The 15,621-nt window shown below is 34.8% G+C and carries 19 protein-coding genes and 1 tRNA gene; 15 read left to right on the top strand and 5 right to left on the bottom strand.

From position 1 onward, the window contains the following. Nucleotides 1-229: 229 nt before the first annotated feature. The 5 genes from CORI_RS07990 to CORI_RS07970 form a co-directional block, all read right to left on the bottom strand. A complete protein-coding gene (locus CORI_RS07990; RefSeq protein WP_173031536.1) occupies nt 230-802 on the bottom strand; it encodes a ComF family protein in 573 nt (190 codons plus the stop codon). Next, complete coding sequence (locus tag CORI_RS07985) at nt 802-1,353, bottom strand: YajG family lipoprotein (protein ID WP_169942632.1); 552 nt, start codon at nt 1,351-1,353, stop codon at nt 802-804. Before CORI_RS07985 ends, CORI_RS07990 begins: the two co-directional genes overlap by 1 nt. A 9-nt stretch (nt 1,354-1,362) precedes the next feature. Next, a complete protein-coding gene (locus tag CORI_RS07980; RefSeq protein WP_173031535.1) occupies nt 1,363-2,079 on the bottom strand; it encodes a hypothetical protein in 717 nt (238 codons plus the stop codon). Nucleotides 2,080-2,153: 74 nt separating this feature from the next. Further along, the gene (lepA, locus tag CORI_RS07975) at nt 2,154-3,944 is read right to left on the bottom strand and encodes a translation elongation factor 4 (RefSeq protein WP_173031534.1); all 1,791 of its coding nucleotides are present in this window, start codon (nt 3,942-3,944) and stop codon (nt 2,154-2,156) included. A gap of 60 nt (nt 3,945-4,004) precedes the next feature. Beyond that, nucleotides 4,005-4,859 carry an ABC transporter six-transmembrane domain-containing protein gene (locus CORI_RS07970; protein WP_173031533.1) on the bottom strand — a complete coding sequence of 285 codons (855 nt, stop codon included), beginning with the start codon at nt 4,857-4,859 and terminating at the stop codon, nt 4,005-4,007. Nucleotides 4,860-5,018: 159 nt separating this feature from the next. Here CORI_RS07970 and CORI_RS07965 point away from each other — a divergent pair, with 159 nt between their 5' ends. The 15 genes from CORI_RS07965 (at nt 5,019) to CORI_RS07895 (ending at nt 15,571) form a co-directional block, all read left to right on the top strand. Next, nucleotides 5,019-5,654 (top strand): NAD(P)-dependent oxidoreductase, encoded by a 636-nt coding sequence (locus CORI_RS07965; protein WP_173031532.1) that lies wholly within the window; start codon nt 5,019-5,021, stop codon nt 5,652-5,654. Between the two features lie 69 nt (nt 5,655-5,723). Further along, nucleotides 5,724-6,149: an Rrf2 family transcriptional regulator gene (locus tag CORI_RS07960; RefSeq protein WP_173031531.1), complete on the top strand. Its 426-nt coding sequence runs from the start codon at nt 5,724-5,726 to the stop codon at nt 6,147-6,149. Nucleotides 6,150-6,354: 205 nt separating this feature from the next. Beyond that, on the top strand, nt 6,355-7,377 hold the full coding sequence (gene hemE, locus CORI_RS07955; protein WP_173031530.1) for a uroporphyrinogen decarboxylase: 1,023 nt from the start codon (nt 6,355-6,357) through the stop codon (nt 7,375-7,377). Between the two features lie 26 nt (nt 7,378-7,403). Beyond that, on the top strand, nt 7,404-9,392 hold the full coding sequence (locus CORI_RS07950) for a methyl-accepting chemotaxis protein (RefSeq protein ID WP_173031529.1): 1,989 nt from the start codon (nt 7,404-7,406) through the stop codon (nt 9,390-9,392). A 3-nt stretch (nt 9,393-9,395) separates the two neighbouring features. Beyond that, entirely contained in the window at nt 9,396-10,298 is a 903-nt protein-coding gene (locus CORI_RS07945; protein ID WP_173031528.1) for a radical SAM protein, read from the top strand. Between the two features lie 107 nt (nt 10,299-10,405). Then, a tRNA-Asn gene (locus CORI_RS07940) sits at nt 10,406-10,480 on the top strand. 680 nt (nt 10,481-11,160) lie between these two features. Continuing rightward, a complete protein-coding gene (locus tag CORI_RS07935; protein WP_173031527.1) occupies nt 11,161-11,424 on the top strand; it encodes a hypothetical protein in 264 nt (87 codons plus the stop codon). A gap of 160 nt (nt 11,425-11,584) precedes the next feature. Further along, nucleotides 11,585-12,127: a hypothetical protein gene (locus tag CORI_RS07930; protein ID WP_173031526.1), complete on the top strand. Its 543-nt coding sequence runs from the start codon at nt 11,585-11,587 to the stop codon at nt 12,125-12,127. Nucleotides 12,128-12,136: 9 nt separating this feature from the next. Continuing rightward, nucleotides 12,137-12,367, top strand: coding sequence for a hypothetical protein (locus CORI_RS07925; protein WP_173031525.1), 231 nt, complete (start codon nt 12,137-12,139; stop codon nt 12,365-12,367). A 32-nt stretch (nt 12,368-12,399) separates the two neighbouring features. Continuing rightward, nucleotides 12,400-13,053, top strand: a complete 654-nt coding sequence (locus CORI_RS07920; protein ID WP_173031524.1) for a hypothetical protein — start codon at nt 12,400-12,402, stop codon at nt 13,051-13,053. A 57-nt stretch (nt 13,054-13,110) separates the two neighbouring features. Further along, nucleotides 13,111-14,289, top strand: a complete 1,179-nt coding sequence (locus CORI_RS07915) for a LysM peptidoglycan-binding domain-containing protein (protein WP_173031523.1) — start codon at nt 13,111-13,113, stop codon at nt 14,287-14,289. A gap of 119 nt (nt 14,290-14,408) precedes the next feature. Then, the gene (locus tag CORI_RS07910; protein ID WP_173031522.1) at nt 14,409-14,852 is read left to right on the top strand and encodes a hypothetical protein; all 444 of its coding nucleotides are present in this window, start codon (nt 14,409-14,411) and stop codon (nt 14,850-14,852) included. 30 nt (nt 14,853-14,882) lie between these two features. Further along, complete coding sequence (locus CORI_RS07905) at nt 14,883-15,056, top strand: hypothetical protein (RefSeq protein WP_173031521.1); 174 nt, start codon at nt 14,883-14,885, stop codon at nt 15,054-15,056. A 41-nt stretch (nt 15,057-15,097) separates the two neighbouring features. Then, on the top strand, nt 15,098-15,292 hold the full coding sequence (locus tag CORI_RS07900) for a hypothetical protein (protein ID WP_173031520.1): 195 nt from the start codon (nt 15,098-15,100) through the stop codon (nt 15,290-15,292). A gap of 51 nt (nt 15,293-15,343) precedes the next feature. Next, on the top strand, nt 15,344-15,571 hold the full coding sequence (locus CORI_RS07895) for a hypothetical protein (RefSeq protein ID WP_173031519.1): 228 nt from the start codon (nt 15,344-15,346) through the stop codon (nt 15,569-15,571). The last annotated feature ends 50 nt before the right edge of the window (nt 15,572-15,621 follow it).

The raw sequence follows: 15,621 nt of genomic DNA, 5'->3' as shown, positions 1-15,621 counted from the left end.
CATAGATTCTAGCTAAAATTTGATAAAAGATGGCTAAATGCGAAATTTGATACGTAGATTATTAAGCATTTGTTAGTAAATTAATTTGATATGTTTTTTGAATTAATCCGGTAAAAGAAAGCTTGTGCATTGATGTTTTATTGTGCAGGCTGATTAAATGATTTGTGATCTATCAAATATCTCTTGGGTCTTATACAATAAAGCTGTATGGCAAATTTGGCTTTAGCTATTAATACTTCGCATCGGCTAAAACAAGTCCAAACAAGACTTCTACGCCAAATTTTTCAAGTGCTGTTTTAGCTTCAATCATTGTAGTTCCCGTAGTTATTATATCATCAACCAAGATAACGGGAAATTTTGGAATTTTGTTTAGTTTGAAATTTCTTGGATGCTTTATGCGAAAGGCTAAATCCTTGCCCGAATAATTTACATCAGAGCTTGCATAAAGGCAAGAATGAAGCGGCTTGATCTCATCGCTTTTAAGAGCGCGAGCCAAAATCGCCGTGTGAGAATAATCAAATTTAACCCTATCGTCTATCGCTACGGCATTTATTTTTGAGCCGAATTTGAAATTTTGGGCAAATTTTTTGAGACTCAAATTCGCAAGGCTTTTGTATATAAATCTGCCGTGAAATTTATGCTTGGAGTGGATTAAATTTTTAACTTCGGAGTAGTCAAAGAAGCTGTAAATTTTAAAATCGTCTTTTAAAATTCTTGTTTTTAAAGATGAATTTTTAAGGTGCAAGGCGCAAAATTTACATAAAATTTTAATGCTTAAGCGCCCACAATTTGCGCACCTCATCAGCTTTTTAGAATTTGAACGGCGGCTCGTTTTACGATATCGCTTAAAAGTTCGTCTATAAATTTGTCAAATGCGCCGCTTGTCTGGATAGGGGCGAATTTGGTTTGTGTTTGTGCGACATTTTTTGTTATGGTCTGATCGCCGCGCCTTATCGTTAGCATTACTTTTGCTTCGCCTTTTAGGTTGTCCGTGCTATATCCGCTTAAATTCGCTTTAAGCCATACGATCTGCACATCAACTATTATATCGCTAGAAAAGCTCACAACTTGCCCGCCGAGCCTTGAAATTTCCTTTTCAAGAGCGTCTTTTAGCCAGACGGAGATGTCGTTTTGAAGTGTAACGTATTCGCTAACATCGCCTTTTGAATTCGTTATCGTTGCGACTATGCTTTTGTTTTGGCGATTGTCTATGACCGAGTTTATTTGAACCTGTTTGGCAAACCCTAAAGAATTTGAAGTTGAGTTATAAGGAGATAAATTGAGAACCGAACTTTGTTGTGCACAACCTAAAAATAAAAAAGGAAGTAGGGCGATAAGTATGTATTTTTTCATGAATTTCCTTTATAGCTTTGAAATTTCTTCAGCGACTTTGTTAGCCGCTTGTTTGACCAGCAAAGATACGTATATGTCAAATTGTCCCGTCCTGCTTACTGCAAGTTTTTTTACTTCTTGTTTTGTAGTTATATTGAGTATTCTGCCGTAATTTATGTTTTTAATTTTAAGTACTCCAAAAAGTTGTGAATTTAGCTGCTCTTGACTTCTGCTATAAACTCCTTTAAGCTCGGTAAATGAAAAATCAAGTCTATATGTGTAAGGAGATGTTTGATTCTCTACAACAAGAATACCTCTTGAAAGAAGCTCTTGTTTTAAAAACATATAAAATAGTGGCTCAAGTCTTGGGTTTGAATTAAATACAACGGTGCTTCCGTTTTGTCTTATATATTTTATGCTTTGAGCATCCTCCCTCTCGTCCGTTATCCTGTGTATGTATACTTTTTTAAGTGCGGTTTTTGTGTCTATCATATTTTTTTTGAGGCAACATTTTATGGCAACATCACTTCTATATTTTGTGCCGTTTATAGTTACGGTGTTTCCTGAGCCTTTGCAAGAACTGCAATCAATAGGAATTTTCATAACCTCTTCGAAGTGAAATTTAGCATCGCTTGAAGATGAGCTAGAAAAGTTACCGGTTACAACAGCTCCATCGCTTGTCTTTGAAGAGCAACCTAAAAATAAAAAAGCCGCCGCTATCATCAAAAAAATCGTCTTAAATTTCATACTGTATCCTTAAAATTTTATATTAATCCAAGCAAATTTTATTCCGCCTGCGAAATTTAGCCCGAATTTAAGCCTTAATCTATCTTAAGCACGCTTAAAAACGCTTCTTGCGGTAAATTTACCTTGCCTATGGCTTTCATTCTTTTTTTGCCCTCTTTTTGCTTTTCAAGCAATTTTCTCTTACGTGTGATATCGCCTCCGTAGCACTTTGCAGTGACGTTTTTGCCCATTGATTTAACTGTCTCGCGCGCTATGATTTTATTGCCGATACTTGCTTGGATAGCTACTTCAAAAAGCTGTCTTGGCACGATCTCCTTCATCGCTTTTACGAAGTCTCGACCCTTGCTTTGAGCTTTGCTTTCAGGTACGATGATAGAGAGCGCATCTACCGTTTCTCCCGCAACCTTGATATCAAGCTTCACCAGGTCTCCCTCTCGGTACTCGCTAGGCTCATAATCAAAGCTCGCGTAGCCTTTGGTGCTTGATTTAAGCTTATCGTAAAAGTCCATCACGATCTCATTCATCGGTATATCGTATTCAAGCAACACACGCTCTGGTGTTATGTAGTCCATCTTAGTCTGAATCGCTCGGCGGTTGTTTAAAAGCGTGATGATATTGCCTAAAAATTCACTAGGCGTGATGATAGTCGAGCGCACGTAAGGCTCTTTGATCATCTCGATTTTATTTACCGGCGGAAGCTGGCTTGGGTTTTGAATCTCTAAAATTTGCCCGTCCGTTTGGATAACTTCGTATGTCACGGTCGGTGCAGTTGCTATCAGATCAAGGTCAAATTCACGCTCCAAACGCTCTTTGATGACCTCCATGTGAAGCAGTCCCAAAAATCCAACGCGAAAGCCAAATCCAAGAGCCACAGAAGTCTCAGGCTCGTAGCTTATGGAGCTGTCGTTTAGCTTAAGCTTATCAAGAGCGTCGCGCAGATCTTCAAATTTGTCCGTTTCTATCGGATAAAGTCCTGCAAATACAAATGGCTTTGCCCTCTCAAAGCCGCCGACCGGCTCTTTAAGCGGATTTTTGGCAAGCGTTATCGTATCTCCTACCTGCACGTCGCTTACGTTTTTAAGCCCAAGCACGACTATGCCTACTTCGCCCGCGCTTAGCTTGCTTGTCTTAATCGGTGCGATCGGGTTTGGATACATAAGATCAAGCACGATATGCTTTTTGCCCGTGCCCATAACCAAAATTTCATCGTTTTTGGCTAACTCGCCGTCATACACGCGCACAAGAGCCAGCGCGCCAAGGTAGTTGTCAAACCAACTATCGTAAATCAGCGTCTTAAGCGGGCTTTTTATATCTCCGTGCGGTGGCGGAATTCGCGTGATGATAGCCTCAACTAACTCTTTTATACCTATGCCACTCTTTGCGCTTACTTCGATAGCATTTGAGCAGTCAAGCCCGATAACGTGCTCTATCTCGTTTTTTACGCGCTCAGGGTCTGCTGCCGGAAGGTCAATTTTATTTATCACGGGGATGATTTCAAGGTTGTTTTCAAGTGCGATATAGACGTTTGCGATGGTTTGAGCCTCGACTCCTTGGCTTGCGTCCACCACTAAAAGCGCACCTTCGCAGCTTGCTAGACTTCTACTTACTTCGTAGCTAAAATCAACGTGTCCCGGAGTGTCGATTAGATTTAAGATATATTTTTCGCCGTTTAGGTTGTGTTCAAGTCTCACGCTTTGAGCTTTTATCGTGATACCGCGTTCTTTTTCGATATCCATCGTGTCCATTATCTGACTACTCATCTCGCGGTCGCTTACCGCTCCGCACTCTTGGATTAAGCGGTCCGCAAGAGTGCTTTTGCCGTGATCTATGTGGGCTATGATGCTAAAATTTCTTATGTTTTTCATTCAAATTTGCTCTTGTGTTTAAAATTTGTCTTATTTTGCCAAAAAATCTTTTATTTTTCGCTAAATTTGAGTATTTACCCGCTTGCCTATATCTTTTAGTTTTGAAAACTGCTCGATGAGGTTTGGCGCGTCATCAAGGCTTATGGCAAATGTCCATAGGTATGTTATTACCGAGTAGATATGTCCTGCGGTTGCTTTATCGTTTGCAAGAGTTATGATAGCTAGACCAAAAAGTACGGCGGCGCTTATGCCGATGATTAAAAAGCTCATTGCTTCGCGGTTTGATATCCTTACTCTTAATAGCGAAAGTAGATTGTAGTGCCTTTTTAGCTTGTTTTCTCTAGCTTCTTTTATCCTGCTAACCTCTTTTTCTATTTGGTTATTTAGTCTTAAGTAGAGTTTGTCGTTTTTGCTTATGTATCTTGGTAGCAAAATAGCAAATATAACGATTACTATAAATGTCGCCAGACCCACGTAAAATTCGATAAAAAATAGCATAACCACAGAGCCAAAAATAGAAACCGCCGACGTAAAAAGCATAGGAAAATGCTGCTCGAAGAAATCCACAAATTCCCGCGACAAATTCGCTCTTGCTATTATTACGGAGTCATCTTTGGATTCTGCTTTTTCATTCATTATCACTTTTACGGCAAGATCTGCATAAATTTTAGTAAAGACCTGCGTATCAATCCTGCGTCTTGCAGCTCCTATGCCCCATCCTATAAAGACCATGAGCGAATAAGTAAGCGCTAGCAAGACTTTACCTTCTATGATGGCGTTTATGGCGATACCTGCTAGCAGCGGATATATAAGAAACAGTCCGTTTTCGGCAAGCACCAAGCTAAATGCTAAAAATAGCTTTTTGAAATTTTGCTTGGCGATGAGTTTTAGCGTTTTAAAAGCGCTATTTTTCATGAAATTCCTTTGTTTGAATTAAGCTAAATTTTATAGGCTTTTAAATTTGATGTCAAATTTAAAATTAGTTGTAACTATTGACATTACAATAAAAATTAGATAGACTTCGCTCGTAAGTTGTAATTAAAATTATTACAACAAAATTTTAAAGGATCTAAAATGCAAAAAGTAGCTATCATAGGCGCAAACGGAAAGAGCGGTAAAGAGTTGGTAAAAGAAGCCTTGCTTCAAGGTTATGAAGTAACCGCTATCGTGCGAAACAAAGAGTATAAAAACGATAAAGTTAAGGTTGTTTATAAAGACGTGTTTGAGCTTAATAAAGAAGATTTGAGCGAATTTGACGTAGTTATAAGCGCATTTGCCGTATGGACGAAAGAGACTTTTTATCTTCATGCAAAGCACACCAAGCATCTTGCCGATCTTCTTAGCGGTAGTAAAACTAGACTATTTATCGTGGGCGGAGCGGGAACTCTTTATGTAGATAGCGACCACAAAGTAATGCTAATGGACGCACCTGATTTCCCGCCTGAATACCTAGACGTAGCAAAGGCTGACGCAGGATCTTTTTATGAGCTAAAAGATAGAAAAGATACTCTTTGGACTTACGTTTCGCCTGCTGCAAACTACGATGAAAAGGGAGCTAGAACAGGTAAATATAAAATCGGAAGCGATGAGCTTATTTTAAATTCAAGCAACCAAAGCTACATAAGCTATCCTGATCTTGCTTTGGCGATAATTGATGAGATAAAAAACCAAAATCATATAAATAGATGCCTAACTGCGGTAAGCGGCTAAAATTTATGTTTTTGCCCGTAAAATTTGCTATTTTTAGCTAGAATAACGAAAAAATATTTTTAGGTAAAAATGCAAATAGGGCAAAAATTTTCAATTGCGGTTCATATTCTTTTGAGTGTCGAGTTTTTTAAAGAGGATAAAAACACTAGCGAATTTCTGGCTGAAGGTATAGGTGTAAATCCCGTAATCATAAGAAATATCACGACTCTTTTGAAAAAAGCTAAATTGATAAAAACTTCTCCCGGTGTAGGCGGACTATCCTTGCTAAAACAGCCAAGTGAAATTACGCTACTAGATATTTATAACGCTGTAAATTCGGATCAAAAAGAGCTTTTTAAAATACATCAAAAATCCCCTGCCGCTTGTCCTCTCGGCGGACAAATTCAAAATTTGCTAAGCGGACATTTTTTAGCTGCGCAAAACGCTATGCAAAACAAACTCTCTTGTATAAATTTACAAAATTTACTTGACGAACTAAGGGTTTTAGGCTCTTAGTTTAGGATTTAAAATTTTGTTTTAGCAAGTTAATATTTTCAACCAAAATAAGGTTAAACTAAATTTTAAAACAGCCGATATAGAATGAATATTTGGTAAATGAAATTTTAAAATACGCAGAAAAAATAATACTCGGCTTATTGTCAAATTTTAAATACTTTAATAATAAATGTGATACAATCGGCAAAAATTTAAAGGAAATTTAATGATATTTGTAGATGCTTGTTTTAAGAAACCTACGCCTTATACTCCTGTTTGGATGATGCGTCAGGCGGGGCGCTATCTGCCCGAGTATATGGCGGTTCGCAAGTCGGCGGGAGATTTTTTATCGCTTTGCAAGGATTATAAAAAGGCAAGTGAAGTAACTATCCAGCCTGTTGATATTTTAGGTGTTGATGCGGCGATACTTTTTAGCGATATCTTGGTCGTGCCGCTTGAAATGGGTATGGATCTTAAATTTGTGCAAGGCGAGGGGCCTGTTTTTAGCGATCCGATCAAGACAAAAGAGGACTTAGACAGGCTTGACGTGCAAAAATCAATCAAAAATTTAAGCTATGTTTATGATACGATCAAGCTAACTCGCGAAAATTTGGCTCAGGATAAAGCTCTAATCGGATTTTGCGGTGCTCCTTGGACGATAGCTACTTATATGATTGAGGGCGGAGGGACGAAAACTTATGCCGTTAGCAAGAAGCTTTTATACTCAAATCCCGAATTTATGCATCAAATTTTAGCCAAAGTTACCGCTGCACTTATCGGCTATATGAAAGAGCAAATTAAAGCGGGCGTAAATGCGGTGCAAATTTTTGACAGTTGGGCGGCGGCGCTTGAGATGAGTGCGTATTTTGAATTCGGGTTTAAATACATCTTGGAGATAGTTGATGCGCTTAAGGCTGAATTTCCGCAAATTCCCGTTATCGTATTTCCAAAGGGCATAAGCGGATATCTTGATAAGATAGATGGAAATTTCGAGGTTTTTGGCGTGGATTGGAGTACTCCGATAGAGCTTGCCAAGGCGAAGTTAAGCCCTAAATTTGTCCTTCAAGGCAATATGGAACCGACAAGGCTATACTCAAAATCAGCGATTGACGAAGGTGTCGATAAAATTTTAGAAGTTATGCAAGATACGCCTCATATATTTAACTTGGGGCATGGAATTTTGCCTGATATTCCTGTAGAAAACGCAAAACATTTCATCAGGCGGGTTCAGGAAAAAAGTAGCAAATAATTATAATATTGTAAAAAGGAGTTGTTATGAAAAAAGTTGCTAGCAAAATAGCTTTAATTATATTTGTGTTGCTTACAATAGCATTTTCCGTATTTGAAACCGTAAGCTATAAAGGCATGAAAAATACTATCATAGATGTATCTAAAACATCCAAAGAGGCTTCTACACGCTCTGTGGCAATATATGTAAGAGAGTATTTTAACTCTAAAATAGTTGCGGTTGAAAATTTGACAAAATACATTCAGGACAATCCTTATCTAATGCAAGACAGAGAGAGCCTTAAAGATCGTTTAATAACTATGGCTACGGCTTTGAATATAGCGGAATTTTATATAGGTTTTAGCGATAACGGTCATTTGTTTGATGCGGTGACTAAGCCTGGGCACAGGCCTGAATTTTTACATTTAACACCAGAAAAAGATAATTACGATTCAAGAACCAAACCTTGGTACAAGCAAAGTGTGGCAAAAGGTGATTTAGTATTTACTCATCCTTATTTGGCTCAATCAAGCGGTAAATACACTCTTACTATAGTTAAGCCAATAATCATAGATAGTAAAGCTGTAGGTGTCGTAGCTGCGGATATGTATTTAGATGATATAGCCAAAGATGTAGCACAGATGAAAGAGTCAGAAAGTAGCAGCGTAGCTATCGTTGATATTGATGCAAGACTTTTGGTTTATCATCCAAATAATAATTTCATTTTGTCTGAAGAGCCTGATTTAAAAACGGCTATTAATTTGGCTATAGATAGTTATGCATCCAGTCAAGGCAAAGCATATATCCATACTTTAGGTGGGGACGAGAGACTTTTTGCTTGCCATAAATACGATAAAGCTAATTGGCTTATCTGCTCTGATAACTCACTTAGTGATTATGACCCTGTTTTAAATGAAATTATTTATCACGAAACTATATTTTCAACCGTATTTGTTATGGGTATCATAGGTGCATTAATCTTTGTAGTAGGATACTTTCTCAAACCCCTCAACCTAATTTCAACAGGATTAATATCCTTCTTTAAATTCCTAAACCATGAGATAAAAGAGCCTGCTAAATTAAACGTAAAAACCAAAGACGAATTTGGACAAATGGCATCTTTAATAAATGACAACATAAGCAAGATAGAATCAGCCAAAATCTCTGAAAACGACTTTATAAAAGAAGCAAATACATTCGTAGACAGTATCAAATCCGGAGACTTTACGGCAACTCTTAATGCACAAACGTCAAACCCTGCATTAAATCAGTTAAAACATACATTTAAAGAGCTTCAAGAGGCTTTAAAAGATAATATTGCCAAAAACGGCATAGAACTTATAAATCTTCTTGATAAATTTAAAAATCAAGACTTTACGGCTAGACTTGATGATAACGGTAAGATGGCAGAAGGAGTAAACGGACTAGGTGAAGAGATATCAAACATGCTTCGTGCAAATTTGTCTCAGGCTGAAAATTTAAGACAAAAAGCACAAGCTCTATCTGAATACATGAACGAACTAACAAGCGGAGCTAATAGGCAAGCAAATTCACTTCAAGAAAGTGCAGCCGCAGTAGAGCAGATGAGCTCGTCAATGTCTGCCATATCTCAAAAGACTCAAGATGTAATAAGACAAAGCGAAGAGATAAAAAACATAATAGTAATAATAAGAGATATAGCAGATCAAACAAACTTACTAGCATTAAATGCTGCTATAGAAGCGGCACGTGCCGGAGAGCATGGACGTGGCTTTGCGGTAGTTGCCGATGAAGTAAGAAAACTAGCCGAAAGAACTCAAAAATCATTAGGTGAGATAGAAGCTAATACAAATGTACTCGCTCAAAGCATAAACGAGATGAGTGAATCTATAAAAGAACAAGCTGACGGAATAAACATGATAAATCAATCGGTTGCCAATATAGATGATCTAACCAGACAAAATGTAATAGTAGCCAATAAGACAAACGAGGTAACAGCTGAAGTTGATAGTATGGCTAAAGATATAGCAGATGATGTGAAGAGGAAGAGGTTTTAGTTAATGATCGTTTTTGGGCCTGTAAGCTCTAGACGTTTTGGCACTTCCCTTGGGGTTGATCTGTCTCCTAAAGGGAAGTGTTGTAATTTTGATTGTGTTTATTGCGAGCTAACTCAAGCTAAGATAGTGGACGAGATATCAGATCCGCCAAGCGTTAATGATGTAGTAAATGAGGTCAGGCAAGCCCTTAAGAAAGATAAAAATATTGACGTTATAACGATTACCGCAAACGGCGAGCCTACTTTATATCCGAATTTAGCCGAGCTAATTGCCGAGTTAAATTTGATAAAAGGCAAGTTGAAACTTCTTATACTTTCAAATGGCACGGGCGTGCTTAATCCTAAAATTTACAATGCTCTTTTGGGGCTTGATTTAGTTAAATTTAGCCTTGATAGTGCTATTCAAAAGACATTTCTTAAAGTAGATCGAGGCAAAAAAGATCTGTACGTTTCGGATTTGATTGAAAAAATGAGTGAATTTAGTAAGAAATTTAAAGGCGAACTTGTGCTTGAAATTTTAGTTGTCAAAGGATTAAACGACACTAAAAAGGAGTTTGAGGCTTTAAATTTGGCTATAAATAAAATATCGCCTAGTAGGGTTGATATAAGCAGTATCGATCGCCCTCCGTCATATCCTGTTAAGGGTGTTTCAAGAGAATTTTTAAATGAGCTTGCTTGTGAGATCAAAAACATTCCATGCGTAGTAGCTAGTGCTAAATATAGCGGTGATCTGCTTGAATTTGATGAGGAGCAGCTTTTACAGCTGCTTGCTCGTCGTCCTCAGAGCGAAAATGACGTTAAAAACAGCTTTTCTGAAAACTCAAAAAAAAATTTAAATAAACTTTTAGAATCTAAAAAAATAAAAATAGTAAATATAGCCGGAGCTCATTTTTATAAACTAAGCTAAATTTAGATAATGCTTTGAAAATATTGGTAAAAGCCTAGAATTTAAGCTAAATTTTATTGACAAAATCTATATTTTTCTCTATAATGCCACTTTCTTTAACAACTTATTCCGGATTAGCTCAGCGGTAGAGTAGTCGGCTGTTAACCGATTGGTCGCTGGTTCGAATCCAGCATCCGGAGCCACTTACTTTCAGTTCCATTTTTTTCTTTATTTTTCCGTTTTATTCTTTTTCTTTCCAAAAAGTTCTTAAAAAGCCTTAAATACGAGCTTAGAATTAACTATTTTTCTTTGATTTTTGATCTGTTTTCGCTTAAACTTTTCTTATTTTTTCCTTAAATTTCTTATTGATTCTATTCTATTCCGAAAAAAAGTGAGACAAAAGTGAGACAGTAAGTATAAAATTTTTTACTGTCTCACTTTTTAATAAAGTATTATTTTAACAGTTGATATGATTATACGCTATTACAAAAATAACAGTTTACTTTTTAGTTGTTGGTTCGAATACTATAGTAAGGATTTTTTATATTATTTTTTTTGATATTAAATTTAAGAAGTATATTTTCTCACTTTATTATATGTTTTGTATATTTACTACATAATAGAATACTTTAACTGCAAATAGAATTAACGAGAACTAGATATACCGGTTTAACAATGATAAATTTTGCAAGATCTCCAACTTCTGATACTAGAACACTACATAGAGCAAAAGACTGATATAAAGAGTTAATCGAAGTTGATTGTGATTAAAACGAACCAAAAGATAAGATATCCATAGGAACAATGTTTGGATACTTTATAGAAGTAGAAAGTATAGGTATGGATTTGACAAGTGATAGAACTCAAAGAGTTAAAGCTTACTATGACTTCCAATAGTATTCAAGGCTTTCTAGGAGCTGATAGGCTAGAAAAACTAATAGCTGAATATACTAAAGAAGTTGGTTTGGAGAATATGGAGTTAGCTAATAAGATGTTTGATGAGTTTTTAGAAGAAGTAAACAGATCAAACAGAGAATTCTATCAAAAACACCAAACCATAATAGATAACTATGACTTTACCAAGATATTTGAAAGAAAAGCTAAAGTAGAGTTTCCTATAGGTAGAAGTTTGAATTTAAAGAGTTAGAGTATTAAATTTTAGTTTTGTGTATTTGCTTTATAATGCCGGAAATAAAGAGTATCAAACTTCAATAAACTAAATTTTAAACACACCTTAAATTATACTAATATAGAATATCAAGCAATTTAACTTCAATATTGCAAAAAAACTATAAAAAAGGATAAATTTGGGAGATTATGATAAAGAGCCAATAATCTTACCCGAGCATATTAAGCTTGAAGATGGCGAAGAGATATTGTATTGTTTTAAAAATACAAATTCTTTTTTTGGTGTCAGGATTTTTATTTGTATATTTTTGATATTCATTTTGATTCATATCATAGATAGTGGTATTTTATCTATGATAATCATACCTATTTTTTTAATATTCTTGCTTTATACTATATATTGTGAGATATCAAACTATGCAAGGCAGTATATATATATTACTAATAAAAATCTTATTACTGGAAATAATCTAAGAATAAAAAAAGAGGATATATTCTATAAATATTCAATCTATGTGTTCGGATATTATCCTATAATTATTTTTTATAAAAACAAAAAGTTTTTATATTTTTTATTTGTAAGAGAGAATGATGGTGAGTTTCAAAAACTAATGAATGCTATTTACGATACTTCACTTAATGAGGATTTTAAATTTGATTTAAGTAGCGGGACGTATCCATTTGTTGGCAATTATATAATAAAGAAGTTAATAAAATACTAGGAGAATAATATGTCAAAAGAAGTTAATTTAGACGGTAGCGAATATATCCAAAATATTCCTAGCAGGTACTTTGATGCAGTTTCAAATTTTATAACTATTGTCAGAAAAGATGTCCAATCTGGCAAGTATATTGCTAAAATAGGATTAGCCAATGCTCAAGTATGGATGGCGGTAGCTGGAGCTGGTATAGCGGTCGGGGCAACAATAAATTATACTAATATAGAATATCAATCAATTTAACTTCAATATTGCAAAAAACAAAAAGGATAAATTTGAGAGATTACGATAAAGAGCCGATAGTGGTAAGAGACTTAAGTAGGTTTTACAGATATTTTACGTTTACCTTAGTAATGCTTCCGTTGTTGTTTTATAGTTTGGCAAACTCCTATAATAATGGTGTTTTTACTAAAACTATTATACTTGTTGCAATCTCCATTGGTTTGTTATTTTATAGCATATATAAAAATATCCAATATTATAAAAATGGCAAACAAATTTTTGAGATAAATAATCAAAATATCAAATATTCGACTTTTGATTTAAAGGCTGATTTTGTGGTTGATAATATAGAAAGTGTAGAATTTGTTTTAGCAACAAATCACGAGTATGGAAAAGATGCCTATAAAGATAAATCACTGTTAAGTCTTGCTTTTAAAACTGATATTTTGGAGCTTTTCTTTTATGTATCTACTAAAATTTTAATAGCTTTTATATATGCTTTTTTTATTTTGCCTTTTAAATTTATTTCTCGCAAATCCATAAAAACATTTTTAATATTTTTTAAAGATGGTGGTTATTTAAATATTGTTCCAAACAACAAAGCCGAATTTGATGAGCTTTTGTTATTTTTTAAAAATAAAAATATAGCCATAAAAAATAAACTAAATTTAATATATACTTCGCACGAAGAAACTAAAATAGGATGATAATTACAGTAGGATTTTGAAAAAGATTAATTAAATTTTGTACTCAAGGAGTTTTGAATGGAATCAAAAGATTTTATGAATGAAATGTTAAATGTTGCAGACACTATGTTGGCTATTGGTGCCGCTGCTGTGCCAGGAGGTCCAACTGGAAAAAATGCATTACAATATTGGTATGTAAATTCTCATTCTGTTGGTTTAAATTATACAAGAAATATTCTTGATGATAAGAATTCTTATCAAGCAATTGGAAAAGTGGTTGGCGACACAATAACATTAGTTATTGCAGGCAAACAAGTAGACAAAATATTCAAATCAGGAACGACTCTAAACTTACTATCAAATGGAGGAACTTCGTATGTTATAAATCACTACAGTCCCCTTGGTAATTATATGTCTAGTATTTTCGATACTTATGTGAGAAATGCAGATGAATTTTATACAAGATTGTATAATGATAAAGAATATAGAGATAAAATTTTAGAAACCACTAAATCCTTGCTTCCAAAATATAGTGAATTAAGCAAATATTATTCAGAAGTTACTTTAGAACAATTTTGGAAAGATATAAAAGATCTTTTTGGCAGACCGCCTGTGAGCGGAGAAGGAAGTTTAATTTATAGTATGAAATTAAATACAGATAGTCACATAGAAATTACAAATATCAATCAATCAAAAAAAGATGAAATAGAAAAATCAATAATTCAAGAAATAACCAAACACAACAGCATCAAACAAATAACCCTAAACTCCCACACCTACAACATTAAATCCTTATCGAATTTAGAGATAAGAAATGCACTTGATAATATACCTAAGGTATCTTTTTTACTTTCTAATATCCTCATAAGAGCAGGAGAAGAGATAGATCTAGGAAGTAGAGGAATTTATAAAGTAAAAAGCGGAGATACCCTTTCAACCATAGCACAGAGAAACGGTATGGTTACAAAAGATCTTCTTAAACTAAATACTTGGCTGGTTGATGAAGGAAGAGTATCTTTCCTTCAAAACAAAGTGCTTATAGAATCAAACATACTTAATCTAAACGAAACCGACCATGTTTTAGTAGGAGATCAAAACGCCGATAATATCCTTATAGATAGTAACGGAGGAGATGATGTCTTAAAAGGAGGCAATAAAAAAGATATCTTAAAGGGCGGAACGTATGATAAGAATAAAAAAGCTTATATAAGTGATGATAAAAATAAAGCTTGGGGTCTTAATCTTAAATGTGCGTAATAACAGGTTAAACATATAATATTTTTTATAATATTTTAAAAATAAAGATTAATTGTAGCTTAAATACGACTTAAAAGTATTGTGGGTAAAATGCATAAATTTGAATTTTGGTGGAGTAAATGGAAAAAGAAAGCAATAAACTAGAGTTGCTGTATAGGCTAGACAAACGAAATCCGCTTATGGTGCTGATCGACTTTATCAAGTATGGTTTTTTCCTACTCGTGCCTGCCTTGCCTACTGCGATATATTACGACGGCTGGATGCGCATACTTGGGATTTTGGGCTCCGCACTTTTGATCTGGCTGCTATACTCGGTGATATTTTTTAACTACGTTGAAATTTATAAAGACAAGATTGTTATAGATAGATTTATATTTGGAAATCAGATTATAAAACCAGAAAATATAATACACTGTCGTACCTTTGAACGCGCTTTTTTACCGGCGCACGTAGAAATAGTTCAAAAGACGCAACATCGTAAAGCCAAGATGACCATAATAGCAGGCCTCACGCACAAACAAGCCGATGAGATAGAAGCACAAATAGATCGCATAATACTATAAAATAAAATTAATTAATAAGGAGAAACAAAAATGCAAACAACCATATGGATAGATGGTCAAAAATATGACGTTTATGACAAAAATATCACATCAGACGAAAAGGCTCTTGCTGGCTTTAGCGGATATATGTCATTTAGTGGCTCTTTGTTAGAATCGGCTTTAAAACAAATGGCTAACAGCTCTATGATAAAGCAGTTGATATAAAAGTTAATTCAGGTCAAATCACAAAAGAAGTTGGCGAACAAATGAAAAAAGAATACGGTTCTGCTGCCATGAAACTTATAGGGGTCAAAACAAGTCGTATTTTTGAAGTCGCCGATGGAATAATAACTGCCGCATTTGATAAAAATATGAATCCTGATAAAAGTTTAGATGAGATAATAGCACCACTGGTTATTGATTATCTTGTTAGCAATATTGGTAGATCTATTAGTATGTGAGCTGGTGGAATTGTAAGTTCTGCGTTTAATCTGGTTGGAGCCACAGTCGACATGGTTGTCGGCGTTGCTTTTGAAGCTACTATTTCAAGTATTGGCTCTATAAATTCCGATGATTTTTATAAAGCTTTAAAAACTATAACCATAGATAAATTTGGATTAATATTTGAATATTTTAAAGACGGTTATCACTATAAATTCTCAAATGATGAGCTGAAATTAACTTGTCCTAATGGAAACACAAATTTGTTTGCTTTATTAAACAAGATAATAAATTCGTAAGTCTAAAAGAGCTTGGAGCAACAGCGATAAGCAAGATAATGAAAAATAAT

Source organism: Campylobacter sp. CCUG 57310 (assembly GCF_013201975.1).
GTDB classification, from domain to species: Bacteria; Campylobacterota; Campylobacteria; order Campylobacterales; family Campylobacteraceae; genus Campylobacter_A; species Campylobacter_A canis.
Note: the sequence above shows the minus strand (reverse complement) of the source record. Positions and strands in the feature narration are given on the sequence as shown.

Excerpts from the sequence above, each read along its gene's own strand:
- CORI_RS07990 (WP_173031536.1), bottom strand. The coding sequence starts at position 802 with ATGAGGTGCGCAAATTGTGGGCGCTTAAGCATTAAAATTTTATGTAAA.
- CORI_RS07900 (WP_173031520.1), top strand. The coding sequence starts at position 15,098 with ATGAAAAAAGAATACGGTTCTGCTGCCATGAAACTTATAGGGGTCAAA.
- lepA (WP_173031534.1), bottom strand. The coding sequence starts at position 3,944 with ATGAAAAACATAAGAAATTTTAGCATCATAGCCCACATAGATCACGGC.
- hemE (WP_173031530.1), top strand. The coding sequence starts at position 6,355 with ATGATATTTGTAGATGCTTGTTTTAAGAAACCTACGCCTTATACTCCT.
- CORI_RS07895 (WP_173031519.1), top strand. The coding sequence starts at position 15,344 with ATGGTTGTCGGCGTTGCTTTTGAAGCTACTATTTCAAGTATTGGCTCT.
- CORI_RS07905 (WP_173031521.1), top strand. The coding sequence starts at position 14,883 with ATGCAAACAACCATATGGATAGATGGTCAAAAATATGACGTTTATGAC.
- CORI_RS07925 (WP_173031525.1), top strand. The coding sequence starts at position 12,137 with ATGTCAAAAGAAGTTAATTTAGACGGTAGCGAATATATCCAAAATATT.
- CORI_RS07935 (WP_173031527.1), top strand. The coding sequence starts at position 11,161 with ATGACTTCCAATAGTATTCAAGGCTTTCTAGGAGCTGATAGGCTAGAA.
- CORI_RS07985 (WP_169942632.1), bottom strand. The coding sequence starts at position 1,353 with ATGAAAAAATACATACTTATCGCCCTACTTCCTTTTTTATTTTTAGGT.
- CORI_RS07915 (WP_173031523.1), top strand. The coding sequence starts at position 13,111 with ATGGAATCAAAAGATTTTATGAATGAAATGTTAAATGTTGCAGACACT.
- CORI_RS07950 (WP_173031529.1), top strand. The coding sequence starts at position 7,404 with ATGAAAAAAGTTGCTAGCAAAATAGCTTTAATTATATTTGTGTTGCTT.
- CORI_RS07970 (WP_173031533.1), bottom strand. The coding sequence starts at position 4,859 with ATGAAAAATAGCGCTTTTAAAACGCTAAAACTCATCGCCAAGCAAAAT.
- CORI_RS07960 (WP_173031531.1), top strand. The coding sequence starts at position 5,724 with ATGCAAATAGGGCAAAAATTTTCAATTGCGGTTCATATTCTTTTGAGT.
- CORI_RS07945 (WP_173031528.1), top strand. The coding sequence starts at position 9,396 with ATGATCGTTTTTGGGCCTGTAAGCTCTAGACGTTTTGGCACTTCCCTT.
- CORI_RS07965 (WP_173031532.1), top strand. The coding sequence starts at position 5,019 with ATGCAAAAAGTAGCTATCATAGGCGCAAACGGAAAGAGCGGTAAAGAG.
- CORI_RS07980 (WP_173031535.1), bottom strand. The coding sequence starts at position 2,079 with ATGAAATTTAAGACGATTTTTTTGATGATAGCGGCGGCTTTTTTATTT.
- CORI_RS07910 (WP_173031522.1), top strand. The coding sequence starts at position 14,409 with ATGGAAAAAGAAAGCAATAAACTAGAGTTGCTGTATAGGCTAGACAAA.